The 16,171-nt window shown below is 45.6% G+C and carries 14 protein-coding genes; 7 read left to right on the forward strand and 7 right to left on the reverse strand.

The genetic code is table 11. The features are described from left to right. Positions 1 to 1,092 precede the first annotated feature (1,092 nt). Complete coding sequence (locus tag XZ46_RS14200) at positions 1,093 to 4,002, reverse strand: glycerol-3-phosphate acyltransferase (protein ID WP_008051363.1); 2,910 nt, start codon at positions 4,000 to 4,002, stop codon at positions 1,093 to 1,095. A 133-nt stretch (positions 4,003 to 4,135) separates the two neighbouring features. Between XZ46_RS14200 and psb35 the strand changes: the two genes are divergently transcribed. Continuing rightward, positions 4,136 to 4,303, forward strand: coding sequence for a photosystem II assembly protein Psb35 (gene psb35 / locus XZ46_RS35425; protein WP_006625228.1), 168 nt, complete (start codon positions 4,136 to 4,138; stop codon positions 4,301 to 4,303). Positions 4,304 to 4,383: 80 nt separating this feature from the next. Here the strand turns inward: psb35 and XZ46_RS14205 are convergent, their stop codons facing one another. Next, entirely contained in the window at positions 4,384 to 5,142 is a 759-nt protein-coding gene (locus XZ46_RS14205) for an LmeA family phospholipid-binding protein (RefSeq protein WP_006625227.1), read from the reverse strand. Positions 5,143 to 5,348: 206 nt separating this feature from the next. On the opposite strand from XZ46_RS14205, the gene XZ46_RS35430 reads away from it, so the two are divergent. Further along, positions 5,349 to 5,501: a hypothetical protein gene (locus XZ46_RS35430; protein WP_006625226.1), complete on the forward strand. Its 153-nt coding sequence runs from the start codon at positions 5,349 to 5,351 to the stop codon at positions 5,499 to 5,501. Positions 5,502 to 5,615: 114 nt separating this feature from the next. On the opposite strand, the gene XZ46_RS14210 is transcribed toward XZ46_RS35430, so the two are convergent. Together XZ46_RS14210 and tftA are read right to left on the reverse strand one after the other, a co-directional pair. Further along, positions 5,616 to 7,013, reverse strand: coding sequence for a 2-succinylbenzoate--CoA ligase (locus tag XZ46_RS14210; protein WP_008051364.1), 1,398 nt, complete (start codon positions 7,011 to 7,013; stop codon positions 5,616 to 5,618). 3 nt (positions 7,014 to 7,016) lie between these two features. After that, positions 7,017 to 8,378, reverse strand: a complete 1,362-nt coding sequence (gene tftA / locus XZ46_RS14215; RefSeq protein WP_006625224.1) for a hormogonium tapered terminus morphoprotein TftA — start codon at positions 8,376 to 8,378, stop codon at positions 7,017 to 7,019. Between the two features lie 132 nt (positions 8,379 to 8,510). Between tftA and XZ46_RS14220 the strand changes: the two genes are divergently transcribed. From XZ46_RS14220 to XZ46_RS14230, 3 genes are all read left to right on the forward strand, one after another. After that, positions 8,511 to 8,882 carry a VOC family protein gene (locus XZ46_RS14220; protein WP_008051366.1) on the forward strand — a complete coding sequence of 124 codons (372 nt, stop codon included), beginning with the start codon at positions 8,511 to 8,513 and terminating at the stop codon, positions 8,880 to 8,882. Between the two features lie 63 nt (positions 8,883 to 8,945). Beyond that, on the forward strand, positions 8,946 to 10,559 hold the full coding sequence (gene murJ / locus XZ46_RS14225) for a murein biosynthesis integral membrane protein MurJ (protein WP_008051368.1): 1,614 nt from the start codon (positions 8,946 to 8,948) through the stop codon (positions 10,557 to 10,559). 111 nt (positions 10,560 to 10,670) lie between these two features. Continuing rightward, positions 10,671 to 11,096, forward strand: coding sequence for a hypothetical protein (locus XZ46_RS14230; RefSeq protein ID WP_008051369.1), 426 nt, complete (start codon positions 10,671 to 10,673; stop codon positions 11,094 to 11,096). On the opposite strand, the gene XZ46_RS14235 is transcribed toward XZ46_RS14230, so the two are convergent. Further along, positions 11,086 to 12,384 carry an O-antigen ligase family protein gene (locus XZ46_RS14235; RefSeq protein WP_006625220.1) on the reverse strand — a complete coding sequence of 433 codons (1,299 nt, stop codon included), beginning with the start codon at positions 12,382 to 12,384 and terminating at the stop codon, positions 11,086 to 11,088. The genes XZ46_RS14230 and XZ46_RS14235 overlap by 11 nt on opposite strands. Positions 12,385 to 12,393: 9 nt before the next feature. Then, the gene (locus XZ46_RS14240) at positions 12,394 to 13,239 is read right to left on the reverse strand and encodes a YaaW family protein (protein WP_006625219.1); all 846 of its coding nucleotides are present in this window, start codon (positions 13,237 to 13,239) and stop codon (positions 12,394 to 12,396) included. Positions 13,240 to 13,459: 220 nt separating this feature from the next. Between XZ46_RS14240 and XZ46_RS14245 the strand changes: the two genes are divergently transcribed. Then, the gene (locus XZ46_RS14245) at positions 13,460 to 14,554 is read left to right on the forward strand and encodes an NAD(P)/FAD-dependent oxidoreductase (RefSeq protein WP_008051370.1); all 1,095 of its coding nucleotides are present in this window, start codon (positions 13,460 to 13,462) and stop codon (positions 14,552 to 14,554) included. A gap of 41 nt (positions 14,555 to 14,595) precedes the next feature. Beyond that, positions 14,596 to 15,117 carry a hypothetical protein gene (locus tag XZ46_RS14250; RefSeq protein WP_008051371.1) on the forward strand — a complete coding sequence of 174 codons (522 nt, stop codon included), beginning with the start codon at positions 14,596 to 14,598 and terminating at the stop codon, positions 15,115 to 15,117. Between the two features lie 61 nt (positions 15,118 to 15,178). Here XZ46_RS14250 and XZ46_RS14255 read toward each other — a convergent pair whose 3' ends face one another. Continuing rightward, a complete protein-coding gene (locus tag XZ46_RS14255; protein WP_008051372.1) occupies positions 15,179 to 16,162 on the reverse strand; it encodes an FkbM family methyltransferase in 984 nt (327 codons plus the stop codon). Positions 16,163 to 16,171: the final 9 nt, after the last annotated feature.

Raw genomic sequence — 16,171 nt, forward strand, 5'->3', positions numbered from 1 at the left:
TTTAGAGCCCATAAATTGGCCCGTTGACCCGATAGGTTTCCCCTGTGCGCCACCCTACTTCCTTAGAAACCCGGTTTCTTTGAGAAACCGGGGTTTCTTGACCTCGGCGATAATTGTAGGGGCGGGTTCTGGTGTCAATTTTTCCATCCCTACGACTATCTTAATAAACCCGCCCCCCGTCTGCGGCTGTCAATTTTCCATCCCTAGGACTATCTTAATAAACCCGCCCCCTCCCGATAATTAATGTGGTGCGTCAGAACCATAAAATTGGCCGTTGACCCGATAGGTTATCCCTGTGACGCACCCTACTTCCTTAGAAACCCGCCCCACCCCCGATAATTAATGTGGTGCGTCAGAACCATAAAATTGGCCGTTGACCCGATAGGTTATCCCTGTGACGCACCCTACTTCCTTAGAAACCCGGTTTCTTTGAGAAACCGGGTTTCTTGACCTCGGCGATAATTGTAGGGGCGGGTTCTGGTGTCAATTTTCCATCCCTACGACTATCTTAATAAACCCGCCCCCTCCCGATAATTAATGTGGTGCGTCAGAACCATAAAATTGGCTGTTGACCCGATAGGTTATCCCTGTGACGCACCCTACTTCCTTAGAAACCCGCCCCACCCCCGATAATTAATGTGGTGCGTCAGAACCATAAAATTGGCTGTTGACCCGATAGGTTATCCCTGTGACGCACCCTACTTCCTTAGAAACCCGGTTTCTTTGAGAAACCGGGTTTCTTGACCTCGGCGATAATTGTAGGGGCGGGTTCTGGTGTCAATTTTCCATCCCTACGACTATCTTAATAAACCCGCCCCCCGTCTGCGGCTGTCAATTTTCCATCCCTAGGACTATCTTAATAAACCCGCCCCCTCCCGATAATTAATGTGGTGCGTCAGAGCCATAAAATTGGCCGTTGACCCGATAGGTTATCCCTGTGACGCACCCTACTTCCTTAGAAACCCGCCCCACCCCCGATAATTAATGTGGTGCGTCAGAACCATAAAATTGGCTGTTGACCCGATAGGTTATCCCTGTGACGCACCCTACGAGGGTGATAATTATTAATTATTAATTATTAATTATTAATTATTAATTGGAATTGTCCAAAATCTCGATCGTTCCCCGGTAGCCGTCTACCCGGACCCGTTGACCGGTCTTGAGGCGGGACATGGCTTGGGAGACATTCATCACCGCCGGAATGCCATATTCGCGGGCGACGATCGCCCCATGGGATAACTGACCCCCCACCTCAGAAATAATCGCCGCCGCCCCCATGAGTAAAGGAGCCCAACCCGCATCAGTATAGGGGACTACCACAATGGGCTTTTCGATGCCATTTTCCAAGCCTTCCGCCAAATTCCGACAAACCTGTACATAGCCTTCCACGGAGCCGACACTGGCGGGAATTCCCTGTAAAGCGCCTTCGAGGGGTTCTGGTTTAGGTTCGGGTAGCAAATTCCCATAAACTACGGGAGGGACGGTGCGATCGCGATCGCATTCATACTGTTGTCGCCGCCGTTTGACCACTTCCCGCCATTGCGGATCAATTCCCGACTCTATCCAACTGCGAATTTCGGATAATTTCAAAAAGAAAATATCCCCCGGTTGCGTGAGAATTTCCGACTCTAAGGCGACGGCTTCAATTGCCAAAAAAGTCCAGCGCAAATGAGCCAATAATTTACCATAAACCTCGGAAATTTCACCCTTAATTACAGCTCGTTTATAACACCGATTGAGCCGCCATTTTTGCCAGACACTAAATCCGCCTACATTGCGATTAGTGCCGCTGGCGGGATTTTCCGCCATAGTGAATAACATCTGCCGAAATGTCTGGGGTTGTTCCCACCAAGTCGCGACGGAAATATCGGTTCCCACTTCACTTAAATATCCATACTCGCGCAACCATTGTTTAAACTGTTGTTGCAACTCAGGATTTTGAGAAAACTGGTCTGCTAATACCTGTAAATTTTCCCCTTCCGGGAGGTGATCGGCAATTTTCTGCAACTCTCGCATGGAAGCGACTTCGGGGGAATTAGCCACGGGTAGCCATTCCTCTGGGACTTGAAAAAGCGATCGCCGAATTGCCAAGCCAATGGGTCCCAAAATATTGTAATAAGTTGCTAATTTCAGGATTTCTTGAATCCGGTCAACCCGTTGGATCAACTGTGGTAAAGATAGGGAACTTGGTAGGCGAGTTTCATAATAACTATCAGCTTCTAATCGTTGTAAACCCGGATCGAAAATCTTGTCGCGATCGCGTTCAAATTCATGGACTAGCGCCAACTCTCTCTGTACCAATAACCATAAACCTGGTACAGAAGCCAACATAGTTTTTAGGGGTGGTTTACCCATATTTTCCCCCCGCAACAGAAACTCTAAACCCTGTTCTGGTAATCCCATCATCCTAAAAATTTCCCCCAACAGGGTGGCATTAAAATAGGCGTGGGAACCCAAGAGGGTCGCGGTTTCTTGAAAGTCTAGTTGACTGGCTTTTTTCCCTAAAACCAGGCTAAAAATTTCCCCCCATACTCCACAGGTCAAAGGCCGATTAATTGACCAAGTGAGGGGAGGAATTACCCCCGGAATTACCTCGGCGGCAATTTTCCGAGTCCAAATAGGTCGCAGGTTGGTAATGGGTCGAGTTTGCAATATCCAAATCTGTTCGCCATCCCAAACCCATTCTATATCTTGGGGTAAACCATGATAAAAGGCTTCGATCGCCTGTGCTTCTGCTACTAAATCCCCTAGTAGCGATCGCGATAATAAACCATCATCTCCCAGTTTATTTAAACTCTCATAAGTAGCCGTTTCTGTGGCGGTGTCTATTTCTAAATGTACGGGGGTATTTTGCCCAGAAACTACGACATCTCCTTCCCCGGCTAAGGCTTCTATGACCACCTGGGAACCTCCATCTAAGGGATTCCGGGTAAACATGACCCCAGATATCTGGGCGCTAATATAGGGTTGAATTAAAACGGCAATTCCGGTGTCATATAAATTCCTTTGGTGGCGATAGGCTTTGGCTTCCGCACTCCAGTAAGAGTCTCTACAACGGGCGATCGCTGACCGCAATTGTGCCTCAGATGTAATCAGACCAACGGTGGTATATTGTCCGGCGGCGGAACTGCTATCTCCATCTTCTCCCAAGGCGGAAGAACGCACAATTAACGGATAATGATAAGTTGGTGTTGGCAGTTGAAAATAGTCGATTTCGTCTTGATGTTGAGATTGGCTATCTCGGGCAATTTCCTGATTGCCCATAGTTGGTAAAACCCAGCCGGAAGGAACTTTAAACCCGGCTTGTTTTAGTTGACTAAGCCGGGTGGCTTTTTCACCACAGCTATCAAGATCTAGGGGGTCATTTAAGGATAATAATTGCTGTTTCATAAACAAGCCAAAATCATCACCTTGGCGCAGGTTAATTATAATCAACACCAAAGCTAAAGCGATCGCTGCTAGGAGTTCTGCTAATGATAAATCACGATGATCCGGGAGACTATGCCAAGCAGACAACCAGAGGGGACTACTTAAACAGGCGAAACGCATAGCCCGCAGTCGGGCGCGGGTAGGTTGACTCGGCCAAATAGTCAGGGCTAACCGCCACAGTAATAGACCGCTAATCCCTGCGGAGATAGCCACTGGGGGAGAATAAACTAAAACCCCCCAAGTGGCATTAGTGACACCGCCGCCTTTGGCGATCAGATATCGACCGACTACCAGGAAAACTAGGGAAATTAGGGCTAAGGGTTCCCATTCACTAGGAAATAGCGATCGGGCGACAATTACTGGGATAATACCTCGGAGCGCTTCAGCTACAGCCGCGAAAATGCCCGCGACCCTCCCGGCTTGGGTAAAAGCTGCCGCAACCCCGACGTTACCGCTACCCTGCTTGGCTAAGTCAATGCGAGTTAACCCTTTGACAATCCAACTGGTTAGGGGAAGTCCCCCTAACACAAAGCTACCGACCATCATCAATAATCCAAAAACCCAAGGTGGCATTGGGAATTTTTCCTCTACAGCGCGCAATGTATGTATTGCAGTGTAACCCCAAATGGAAGTGAAAAACTCCTAGCCTGCTCTATCAGGTAGGATAATCGTTAATACATTGGTGAAGTGAAAGGAAATATCTATCATGGAAAATACCCTTTGGATTCCGGTAGCTGTGTTGGTTGTGGGTTTTATTGCTGCTGTGAGTATTGGCTCGATCGCTTGGTACAATTCTAAACGACCCCCCGGTTGGGAAGGTAAGGATCGCCCCGATTTTATCCCTAAAGTTGGTAAGGATGATCCTAAATCCTAACCCACCTATCCGGTGGTAGTTGACTGCCTAGGGCTTAGACAATAGGCCCTAGGCTGGGGTTAGTGACCATCAACCCACGATTAACCCCTTTTTCCCTTGGGAAATTGGTTGATTTGCGCTGAACCGTAGAAAATTAGGGACTCATTCTGAATCCGCATCCGATCAACCCGTAGTTGTGTACCTTCTAGGGCAAACTTATCGAGATCAAGTAAATTGTTGACGTGATCAATCATGGCTTTACCTAGGTTGACAGCCTCTTGGTCCCCGTTATATTGGACGTTGACAAATTGGATATGCCGACGTTTTTGTACTTCGACCTGGGCGCAAAAATCTACACAGGTTAAACTCCGAGAGTCGCCAATCCTGATCTGAGACTGAAACCCCAGGGTATTATCTGGGTTGACCTGCATTTGGGTTTTCTGAAACTTTAGGGGTTCGCCCTGATACTGGAGACGTTGTAACTTCTCTACAATGAAGGGGGTATTAAAGGATTCTGTCAGATCCTCTTGGGTCAAAACTACTCGCATCACTGCCATTGTCGGTTGTCGCAGTTGGACTTGACCCGAAAAAATGGCGCTAAAGTCGATCGCCACTGCTTCTAGGTAGAGTTCCATCACTGCGATCCGCAGACCATTGTACATCAGCATTCCTTTGCCAATGAAGTCAAATCCATCTACGCTTCCCTGTAACAGCTTGGCCACGGGTTCGGCACGGACGTTAGCTTCTATGTGATCAGAACGTTTGAATAATGAGGCGATCGCTGCCCCGACAACTTTACTGACCAGGCGATCGCCACTTGGGGTCTGAATCGGACTGCTTCCAAACAAAGCCTGTACCATTCCCTTTGCTCGCTTGCTATCGCCCGCTATTATAACGGAATCTTAAGATATGTTAAATACTTTGTCGCGATCGTCTCCATAGATAACCCTTATATCCCACATAAGACAGGGTTTTTCAGTTTTGGGTTTGACAAAATCACACTGTACAGTCTATCCTGATGCTCCAGTAGCACTCAAACTGTAAAATCTAGCAAGTATCAGGGATTATGGATATATTATCAGTGGCGCTACTACTGGGGGCTATTGTGGCTTCCGATGAAATTTTAAACCGCAACTGGCAACTATCGCGCCGTTTACTGGAATGGATTGATAACTTAGGGAAACAGTCCCGCCAACCAGACAGAAACCCGCCTCGTTAAGGCGGCGATTTTCCCTCGACCCCCATACTCCGGCGTTTTCCTCGGCGGGATTATACCAGGCTTGGTCTATTTTGTCAAGTAATCAATCGGAATAATTGATCATCCCAAATCAAATCAGTTTTGGATTTGTTGAATGACCAATTGGCGGTTAATTTTACCTCGGTCATTGCGGGGTAATGTATCAACTGCTATCCAGTTTTTGGGATGTTTATAACGACTGAGGCGATCGCCTAAAGAATTGGCTAATATTTGAATAGATACCGGAGGGTCATGGGGAACATAAACCGCCGTGACCACTTCTCCCCAGTGGCGATCGCCAATTCCCACCACACAAACATCAGCCACCATTCCCGTGGCTAAAATAGCGGCTTCTACTTCCACCGGAAAAACATTTTCACCCCCAGTAATAATTTTATCTCCCTGTCTTCCCACCAGGGTTAAATATCCACATTCATCAAAATATCCCAAATCATCAGTAATCAACTGGGTGAGTCTAGGTTGATTTATCTGTGTGTCATGACCCCAACTGAGAGAATTAGCCTGAATTTTAATCAACCCAATTTCGGGAGATTTTACCGGTTGACCCTGTGGATCTACAATCATGACCTTAGCATGGGGAAGGACGCGACCGCTGCTATTGTTTCCGGCTAAAAAATCATCAGGTTTGAGGGTGACAACCCCGGAAGCTGTTTCGGTCATTCCATAGGTGGGAGAAAGTCTAATTTGGTGTCGTCTGGCTTGGTTGAGTAACTCTAACCAAGGGGGACTTCCCCCCAATAAAACGGTGGTAAATTTGGATAACCAATTAGCGGTTTGGGGATGGTGTAAAAGGCGGTGTAGTTGGGTGGGAACTAGGGAAATAAAAAAATCGGAAATATCTAGTTGGGGATAGTCACGGTTTTCTAAATTTTTGCCAGACCAAATTACCAACTGTCCCCCAGTAATTAGCGATCGCACAAATTGCATTAACCCACTCACATGAAATAGGGGTAAAATACAGAAACTATTTATCTGGGATTGGTCAAAATACTGTTGAAATCCTATGGCGGAAGCGGTGAGGGTTTCCCAGGTGTGAACGGCAAATTTTATGGTTCCTGATGTACCACCTGTGGGAATTAATATCGACCCATCAGGAAAAGGCGATCGCCTCATATTTACGGGATTATTGACATGATCAATATTGGCAATCTTGGGAATCTTCCCAAATTGTAAATCCGTTTGACCTATGCGATTAAACACCTGTTCCCATTCCCCAATACTCCAATTGGGATTAGCTAAAATCAGGGAACAGTTAGCCATAATACCCGCCCAAAAGGTGGCTAAAAATATGACCGGATCAGGTTCCGCCATTAAAATAGTCGCTGTTTTCCCATATTCTTGATGATAATTAATCAATTCGCCCAGAGTTTGCTGCACAATATCTAGAAATAAATCGCCGTTTTCAGCAATTAAAAAATTGTGAGGGTTAGGGATATTAAAATTCTGTGATTTAGGAGATATTTGATAATCCATAGATTACAGCAAGCCAGACATTTCATAAAGTCTTCGGACTAAAGCCACAATGCGATCGCCATATTGAGGGTCATCAGACCATCTTCCTCCCAAAGAAAACACAGAGGGAGCGACCCCCCTAGTGATATAATCAAAACGAGGGTCTACAATTTCCTGAACAATAGGTTCATGGGTAGCGTAGGCTTTCAGATGTTGAATATGCGCCCTCACCCCTTCTTCAGTAGTAGCAAATGCAGCAATTTCCGAGGAACCCCCAACAGTTCCCAAACCCGCAAAATTATAGTCTGAAGGTTTGACAATTCCGCCAAATTTGAGGAAATCCGTCTCCAAACACATCTGACAAAAAGCCACATCATAATTAACCCCTTCGACCATAGCTTCACGGCGATATAATTTAGCAATTTCGGGAAACTGATTAGGCGCATCAGGATTTTCTGACTTCAGAAATACAATCATTTGTACTTCCGTGGTATATCCTCCCCCCATAATGCGATCGATTTGGTCGTTATAGAGTCGAGAAATCGACCTTAAAACCACCGTCCGATTAGGATTATCCCAACTGACAGCAATACCAAAATTCCGCAAGTCGATCGCCTTAATATAAACAATATTATTATATCGAATCCGAATCACCCTAGCCAATTGGGTTAAGTCAATTCCTAGGCGGTCTACCAAATCGATAGGTATATAAGAGTTACCATTAACCAAAAGTCCCCTTTCCCCATAAACCTGACCGTTAATTCTAATCCCAATTGAACCATAAACCCGATTTCCTGGGGGTAAAGGAGGGGTGGGATTAATATGTTCACTTTTCACCCAAGCCACCAGACCATCAGCCAGACCGGTAGCGATATCTGCGCGGCGGCTTTGTAAAATATTCCGGTCATTAGGATTAGTCAAATAACCGATTTCTATATATAAGGAAGGAATAGCAATCCAACGGCAAAAAATTAGATGTCCGAGTCCAGTTTCCGTGTCCGGTTTAGCGCCACGGCTGGGAAACTGAGGAACCCGCCGCAATAAGGACCAGAGAATCAACTCGGCATCTTTTTTGCGTTGAGAATTATATGCTATATGAAATACAGTAACCCCTCGATTAGAAGGATTAGGAGAGCCTCCCATGTGCAATTCAATAGCCACATCACCACGATGGGAATAAGTATTAATCCAGTCAATAGTTTGGACCTGAGATAGATCATCAGGGACCGCCAAAGCCTGAACCCCACGAGAACGCAATTCTGATAATAATATATCTCGAATTCGGATCATTTCTTGAGCTTCAGTAGTTCCCCCGGCTACAATACCAGGGTCTCTAACCCCATTCTCAAAACCTCCATGACCAGCAGATATAAAAATTCGCGCCATTGTTCAATTAATTAAGTGATCTCGATGAAAGTAATCAATGATATTTAAGACTAGATTATGCCGATCGCCTGATCCCAAAAGTAACTATGATGATCAAGTGTAGTCAAGCCCCCCCTTTTTAAGTTCCCAAATATGGTTTTACACTGTCACGCGGCTGTTGTCACCATCTCGACCCCTAATCTGGCCCAACTCAGCCAATTTTATAGTGATTTATTGGGGATGCCACCCCAGATCTATATTGAGGGAGTGTATGCGGAATTTCAATTACCGGGTTTACGATTAGGGATATTTGAACCCAGAAGCGGCGATCGCCAAGAATTTAGTTCCCCTAAGGGCGCAATGAGTTTATGCTTGCAGGTAAGTGACCTAGAAAAAGCGATCGAGAATTTTCGCGAATTAGGCTACCCACCACCGGGCGAAATTATCACAGCCTCCCACGGTCGGGAAATTTACGCTTATGATCCTTGCGGAAACCGGATTATTGTATACGAATCCAAAACTTGACAGTTGACAATTAACAGTTATTAATTAACCCTGTCCCATATATTCCTACTTTCCTAAAACTCTGTGTCAGAATCACCACAAGTCACCCGGTCCCTGGTGGGAATTGCCACCATTGTCGCGATCGCCACTCTGATTAGTAAAATCTTTGGCTTAGTCAGACAACAGGCGATGGCCGCAGCCTTTGGAGTAGGGCCAGCCATCGATGCTTACAACTACGCCTATGTAATTCCTGGCTTCCTGCTGATTTTATTAGGTGGCATTAACGGCCCCTTCCATAGTGCGATCGTCAGCGCGTTGGCCAAACGTAAACGGGAAGAAATCGAACCCCTAGTAGAAACGATCACCACCCTAGTGGGGACTGTCTTGCTATTTGTGACGGTGGGATTAATCATTTTTGCCACCCCTATGATTGATCTAGTCGCCCCAGGACTAAGCCAGACCCCGGAAGGCATAGAAATTAGGGCGATCGCCATTCAGCAACTCAAAATCATGGCTCCGATGGCCCTTTTATCTGGGTTAATAGGTATTGGCTTCGGTAGCCTCAACGCCGCCGATATGTATTGGCTACCCTCCATTAGTCCCCTATTTTCCAGCCTCGCCCTGATTGGCAGTTTAATCGCCCTCGCCCTATATTTGGGCGAAAGTATCACCCAACCGCAATACGCCCTGTTAGGAGGGCTAGTATTAGCCGGAGGAACCCTATCTGGGGCTATCCTACAGTGGATAGTACAACTTCCCGCCATGTGGCGATCGGGACTCGGTAAACTGCGGCTGCGCTTCAACTTCCAACAGCCCGGAGTCCGAGACGTAATGAAAGTAATGATTCCCGCCACCCTGTCATCAGGGACGCTACAAATTAACGTCTATACCGACCTATTTTTCGCCTCCTACATACCCCAAGCCGCCGCCGCCATGGCTTATTCCGGGTTAATGGTACAAACGCCCCTCGGCATCATTTCCAACATGATTTTAGTGCCATTCCTGCCCCTGTTTTCCCGCTTGCGAGACCCCAGCGACTGGCCAGAATTAAAAGACCGTATCCGTCAGGCTTTAACCCTAACGGCGATTACCATGTTACCCCTGAGTGCATTAATGGTAGCCTTAGCATTGCCTTCTGTGCGGGTGGTATATGAACGCTACGCCTTTGACCTAGCCGCCTCCAAATTTGTGGCTTTAATGTTAATGGCCTATGGTAGCGGAATGTTTGTCTACCTGGGGCGAGATGTTTTAGTCAGAGTCTTCTACGGTCTCGGAGACGGACAGACTCCCTTTCGGGTTAGTCTCTTTAACATTTTCCTGAATGCACTATTAGACTACATTTTGGTTAATGCTTTCGGTGCGCCCGGTTTAGTTTTGGCTACCGTGGGAGTTAACTTAATCTCTATGGTGATGATGTTATGGTTATTACATATCCGCCTAGGTGGTTTACCCTGGAAAGATTGGAGTCGGCCATTTCTCGGCTTGGCTGCTGGTAGTATAGTCGTTGGCTTAGTGGCCTGGGTAATTCGTCTCGGTTTGGAGGAGTGGTTAGGTAGCCGAGGATTTTTTGCCATATTATTGGAACTGTCTATTCCAGGATTTATTGGTTTGGGGTTGTTTGCTTTCTGGGCGTTACAGATGAAATTACCGGAAGTGGATTTACTGATTTCCCGAGTTAAAAAACGCTTCCAAAAATAGGAGGTTTGAATGCTAGGGCTTTTTTTCCGGGTGATCAGATTTCCCGGTTGCCAAAATATCCGGTAGGGTTTATGGTGGTGACAGGTCATAAATTTTAACAACCAAAGCACCATGAGTCAAAAAGAACAACTGATTTTAATGGCAGAAGATGAATTAACGGAGTATAGTACAGAAGCCCGCAAAATGGAGAAACTGCGCCGTAAATTTAGCTTTGCAGTCCCCTATCCCCAACAGCATAAAATCCGCGAAGAAATTATGGCGGAAATACCTAATAATTTTTTGGTGAAATTAGTGGAAAAAAATCGGCAAATGGTAGCTTTGCCATTTTGGGGAATTGGTGGCTTGGGTCTATTGTTCGGAATTTCCTGGTCACAGCCTCTGGATTTTATCGCTACAGCGGTGGGGTTTTATGCGGCTTTTTCGATTCAGCAATTAGGATGGAAACTACAAGCGAAACGACTGGTAGTTAAAACTTTAGACCAAATTCAAGAAATTGTGACTTCCCCAGAAGAGAAAACCAGGGAGACTAATTCTTAGTTACCCCATAAATACCCGCCAACAGTAACCATCCTAACAGATTAACCCGAAAATCAAATATGGTGACATCGGCTAAGTTAAATAAAACACAGGCCCCAAATGCTACGATATAACTAAATAAAACTAGGCGATCGCCTTTAGTTAAATAGGGTCGCCCCATCAATTTTACCCCATCTACTAATACCCATCCCACCCCAGCCCAAAAAGCTATAGTTATCGGAATACCGACTTCCGCCATCATCATTAATGGTAGACTGTGGGGGTGTCCCATCCAAACATTCATTTGGGCTTCATAAACGGGGGTAAAATTTCGCAAACCCCAGCCAGTAATTGGTCGTTGTCGGGTCATTTCCCAAGTAAATCGCCACTGAGTTATCCTGAGAGTTTCTAGGGGGCGATCGAAATTTTCATCGGTTAATCTTTGCCAAAAATAGCCTGGAATAATTACCCGTAAACTATCCCGAAGAGGAGAAGGTGCAAAAGCAGCCCCCAACACCGCAGCCACAACTACACCGACCAACCCTAACAACCAATTCCAACCCAAATATATGGCGTATGCTAAACTAACACAAACCCCCACAATCCAAGCATTACGGGAGTTAGTGACAATTAAACCCAACCCGGAAAGTAGAGTTGTAGTAGCAGCAGTTACCAGCAAAAATCGAGGATTAACATTAGTTAAAATCCCGTGTTTTTCATAATTTACATCAGTTATTAACCCTAATTCTGCGACTAGCAAACCCAAAGAAAAGGCGAAAACAATGACTAAATAAGCAGCCAAAATATTCGCATACATGAACACAGAAGCCATCCGCCCTTGTGGGTTTCCTCCTGGTGCTAATACCCAGCCTAAAACACTTTGTAATAGTTCGATACCGGACCAACCCAGAAATTGCTGTCCCCAACCCAAAATCACAATAGGAATTCCGGGTAAAATCAATAACCAAGACAGCCATCGAAGTTGTGCAAAATTCTCAAGGAGGATTGCTACAGCAGCAAAGACGATAAAATAGGGGATAAAATTAGCAGTGCCCAAAATTGCCTCAACTGGATTTTCGGCAAAAATAACGGTTAACAGTAACAGTCCAGCTAATCCTAATAAGCCTCGGATTTTAGGTAGATTAAGTATCTGTTGATATCTGTGTTTAAGGGTAGTAATGACGGCTACAAAGATGGCAATAGCCCCTAAATTAGGCAATAGGGGCAAGGCTAACACTCCCAACTGTATGCAATTCCAGGCAGTTTGTAAAGAGCGATCGCTGTGAGTTGGGAACCACTTCCAGGTCATATCAAACCATTACACCATTTGCCAACTATAGTCGCCACGAGTTAACCGAATTTGCGCCAATGCAAAAATAGTCGGAATAATCCTCGCATAATTAGTAGCAATGGCGCGCCAACCGAGGTCGGCTAAAAACCAAGTCCACAACACGGGACCCAAAAACCCCAAAATACTGCGGGTAGCGCCATAACGGGCGGCGGTCAAAGCCATACCCCGATTAGCAGCCTGGGCCGCGAGATGTCCCTGAATTTGGGTAGCAGCCACTGTCCCCCCTTGAATTAAGGTTTGGCGCGCGACTTGATATTTAGCAAAATGCAAAGCAAACTGATGGGCAATATGCCCTAGAATAACAGGTCTGACTACAGAACTAATAGCTACAGCGCTTCCGGCTTTAAACAGCAACCCTAAAGGGTCTTTCTGTACAGACATCGGCAAAGGCTGCATAGGTTTAGATTTAGCTAAGGCCTCTTGTACACGACGGGTCAGGTCTTGCTGTTCAGATACGGGGAGACGGTCCCAAGCGCGACCCAAGAGGGAAAGAAAAATTTCCGCCTCCAAATCAGTAGTAGACAGTTGTCTGGAATAGGGAATCTTGAGATACCGACAAACCTGGATCAAGGTTTGACGATAGGTGACTTGTTGGGTTTTTCCCCTCAAGACAGTCATTCCGTCGGCAGCCAAATAACGGAAACGTTGTTCCAAAGAATCCAACCACGCATCGCGATCGCGACTCTGTACGTCAATAGGTTGGGGTGTGTTAACATAATCCAACGGGTTAAACCGACGGCTAAATAGAAGTTCAGTCAACTGCTCTAACTCATCTTCTGTTGCCAATTCTAATGCTGTTCTCAGTTCATCCAAAATCGATGCCCTCCTCAGCCCCAGATGATACCATAATTATATATTTTACTCTCTGCCCGGCTATCAAAAGTTAAACAGGAGTGTAGGGAACTCTTGACGGTAGCCATAGAGTCAATCAATATGATTGACATCAAAGTAATGGTGTTCCCTAGGCATGGAGTCCCCTGGCTAACCTCATTCACCAGATTTCGGAAAAGTATCTACTATTGCCATTTTGATTATGACCCAAGTTGATATAATTGTGATTGGTGCTGGGATTGCCGGGTTAATTTGCGCCCAACAATTGCGGCGGGGTGGATATTCGGTGGTAGTTGTGGAGAAGTCTCGGGGAGTTGGGGGACGCGCAGCTACTCGTCGGGTAGGCGGAGATCGGGTTGATCATGGTTTACGGTATCTCCAACCTACTGGGGAGACTGTGGGAAAGTTAATCACGGCTATGGGGTCGGATCTGCAACTGTGGACTGATACGATTTATCAGTTTCGGTCGGGAGAATTTCACCCCTCACCAATGCAGCGCCTTTATATTTGTCCCCAGGGAATGAATGGGGTGGGTAAATTCTTAGCGGCTGATTTGGATATTTGGTTTGGTCGCCGGGTAGAGTCAATTACTCCCCAGGATAATGGCTGCTGGTTTTTGGATTTAGCAATAACGGCTGATAACTACCCGGAAACTCCCCAAAATATCGCGGCTAAAGCGGTAGTTGTAGCTATTCCAGCCCCCCAAGCGTTAATTTTATTAGAATCTCCGGCAGCCCAAATTCCGGCGGCGCTGGTGGCACAAATACGATCGCTTAACTATAATCCCTCTCTGGCAGTTATGGCGGGTTATGGTGAGGATAAATGGGCAGCATTAGAGAACAGAAATCCCCTCTGGAAAGGGGTAGAATTTCCCGAAGGCGATCGCCTGGAGTGGGTCAGTTTGGACAGTAGCCGCCGCCAGAACCCCAAAACACCTATTTTGGTTTTCCATAGTACCCCGGAATTTGCCCGCCAATATCTTGATGTCACGGACTTAGAAACCCCCGGAAGGATTCTCCTACAAACTGCCAGCGATCGCTTATTTTCTTGGTTAAACTCCCCCGAATGGATGCAGGTTCACCGATGGCGTTATGCTTTTTGTCAAGAATCTTTATCGACTCCCTGTATAACTACTATAACCCCCCTGCCTTTGGTGGGGGCCGGAGATTGGTGCAGCCCCAAATCTATTAATGGTGTGTTAGAATCAGGAATGGCGGCGGCTGATTGGGTTAATTCCCAGTTACAAAAACGCCGATTGCCTGGTGAACAAATCTGGCAATTATTGGCTGCTGATTAGGGTGCTTATCTCGATTTAGTCCCGTTTGGTTACAGTATATAATGAGTTACCCCAAATTATTTGGCTTCAAACATTACTTATTGTGGGCTACTGCTTTAGTATTGGCTATGGGTGGATTAATTCGCGCCCAGGCTAACTCACCCCAAACCTATAGCTTCTCGACTGAGTTTCAAGGGGGGATTCTGCAAGGAACATTTACCGGATATGATGCCAACAATAATGGAATGTTAGAACAGCAAGAGTTAACCAGTTTTGTGGCTACTTATAATGGCTTTAATACTGAACCTACAACCGCTAATTGGAATCAATCCCATATCCGCCGATTTCAAATGGATCTCAACTCTCAAAAGATTATCCTGTTAGCGATCGCTACTCAAGATATACCAGAATCAGGGGTTAATTGCAGCCTGGAATTTATTTTGCGTCTGGGGGGATATGTGGAAGGACGAGATTTAATTGAAATTGAAAGATCATCGGGCTTTTTTAATCAAGTCTGTCTCGATAAATTCCCGAATTTGAGAAACCATGAAACTCAGTCTTTACAGGTTAATTTGATGAACTGATCTGCCTCCTAAAAACCCCCACCTTGGGGGTAAAATTTAGGGATTTTGGCGGACACAACTATCAGGTAAGATAGGTGTATTTTCGGAGTTCAGTAACAAAGGGAAGAGTATTAATTCCATGCTTGACAGCTTCGGGATTGTTTTCCAAAACTTGAATAATACAATCAGCAAAATTGTAACGGCGATCGCTAAGACCATATCGCTTAGTTAAGTAGCCCAAAAGTTCCAAAGCATAATCATAAAAACTCAACATATCAGCCAAGCAGGCTAATTTAAGAATCCGGTCTGGGGTTTTGAGGTGATGATTTTGGTCAGGTCGAATTAAATCACGGAAATAATAGCCATCAGTCCAGACAAACTGTCCGCGATGTTGTCGGGACATGAGACTAATTCCTTGTCGCAAGCCATGCCATTTTTGACCGATATCAAACAAAGTAAATTCGGAGTTTCTCAGATATTGATCAACATCTGCAAACAGAGGTTGATGCTTGTATAATTCAATAAAATTCACCTCCACTACGGCGGCGAGGACATCAGGGATAATGTGATTTTTACCTCCGAGTAAAACATTCAATTCTCCCCCTTGTACATCCAATTGTATAAAATCAATGGGATGTGCTAAATTGGCAAAAAAATTATCCAATGTAGTGGTAGCGACCTGAGTAGTGGAGATTAACTTATGGCGATCGCTATATTCTGATAATCGGTCAATCACGACATCATTAGGGGGATATAGGGAACAACAACCTGGATGTTGAGTAACATATAAACAAGCACCTTGACAGTGATTCCAGAGTGCGAGGGGGATATGTTTTTCAGTCCAATTAATATTTTGAGAAGCGAGTTCAGCATTACGGCGATCGCAGGCTTCTTGGTCAGCATCAAAGCCATAAATAGTCAAATTCGGGGCAAAAATTTCCCAACCTTGGCGGGAATAATCCAAATCAGCAAACTCATCTATTTTCCGCGACCCGACAATACAGAGGGTGAGATGAATAGAATCTAAATAACCCCATTGTTTTAAAGTAGGTACAAAAAAGGACATTTTGGTAAT

Origin of the sequence: Limnospira indica PCC 8005, from assembly GCF_000973065.1 — a bacterium.
Taxonomy (GTDB): Bacteria; Cyanobacteriota; Cyanobacteriia; order Cyanobacteriales; family Microcoleaceae; genus Limnospira; species Limnospira fusiformis.

Bases quoted from the DNA above. Each gene is read 5' to 3' on its own strand.
- XZ46_RS14200 (WP_008051363.1), bottom strand. From the start codon at position 4,002: ATGCCACCTTGGGTTTTTGGATTATTGATGATGGTCGGTAGCTTTGTG.
- XZ46_RS14220 (WP_008051366.1), top strand. From the start codon at position 8,511: ATGGTTTTACACTGTCACGCGGCTGTTGTCACCATCTCGACCCCTAAT.
- XZ46_RS14230 (WP_008051369.1), top strand. From the start codon at position 10,671: ATGAGTCAAAAAGAACAACTGATTTTAATGGCAGAAGATGAATTAACG.
- XZ46_RS14235 (WP_006625220.1), bottom strand. From the start codon at position 12,384: ATGACCTGGAAGTGGTTCCCAACTCACAGCGATCGCTCTTTACAAACT.
- XZ46_RS14255 (WP_008051372.1), bottom strand. From the start codon at position 16,162: ATGTCCTTTTTTGTACCTACTTTAAAACAATGGGGTTATTTAGATTCT.
- psb35 (WP_006625228.1), top strand. From the start codon at position 4,136: ATGGAAAATACCCTTTGGATTCCGGTAGCTGTGTTGGTTGTGGGTTTT.
- XZ46_RS14210 (WP_008051364.1), bottom strand. From the start codon at position 7,013: ATGGATTATCAAATATCTCCTAAATCACAGAATTTTAATATCCCTAAC.
- XZ46_RS14250 (WP_008051371.1), top strand. From the start codon at position 14,596: ATGAGTTACCCCAAATTATTTGGCTTCAAACATTACTTATTGTGGGCT.
- XZ46_RS14205 (WP_006625227.1), bottom strand. From the start codon at position 5,142: ATGGTACAGGCTTTGTTTGGAAGCAGTCCGATTCAGACCCCAAGTGGC.
- XZ46_RS14245 (WP_008051370.1), top strand. From the start codon at position 13,460: ATGACCCAAGTTGATATAATTGTGATTGGTGCTGGGATTGCCGGGTTA.
- tftA (WP_006625224.1), bottom strand. From the start codon at position 8,378: ATGGCGCGAATTTTTATATCTGCTGGTCATGGAGGTTTTGAGAATGGG.
- XZ46_RS35430 (WP_006625226.1), top strand. From the start codon at position 5,349: ATGGATATATTATCAGTGGCGCTACTACTGGGGGCTATTGTGGCTTCC.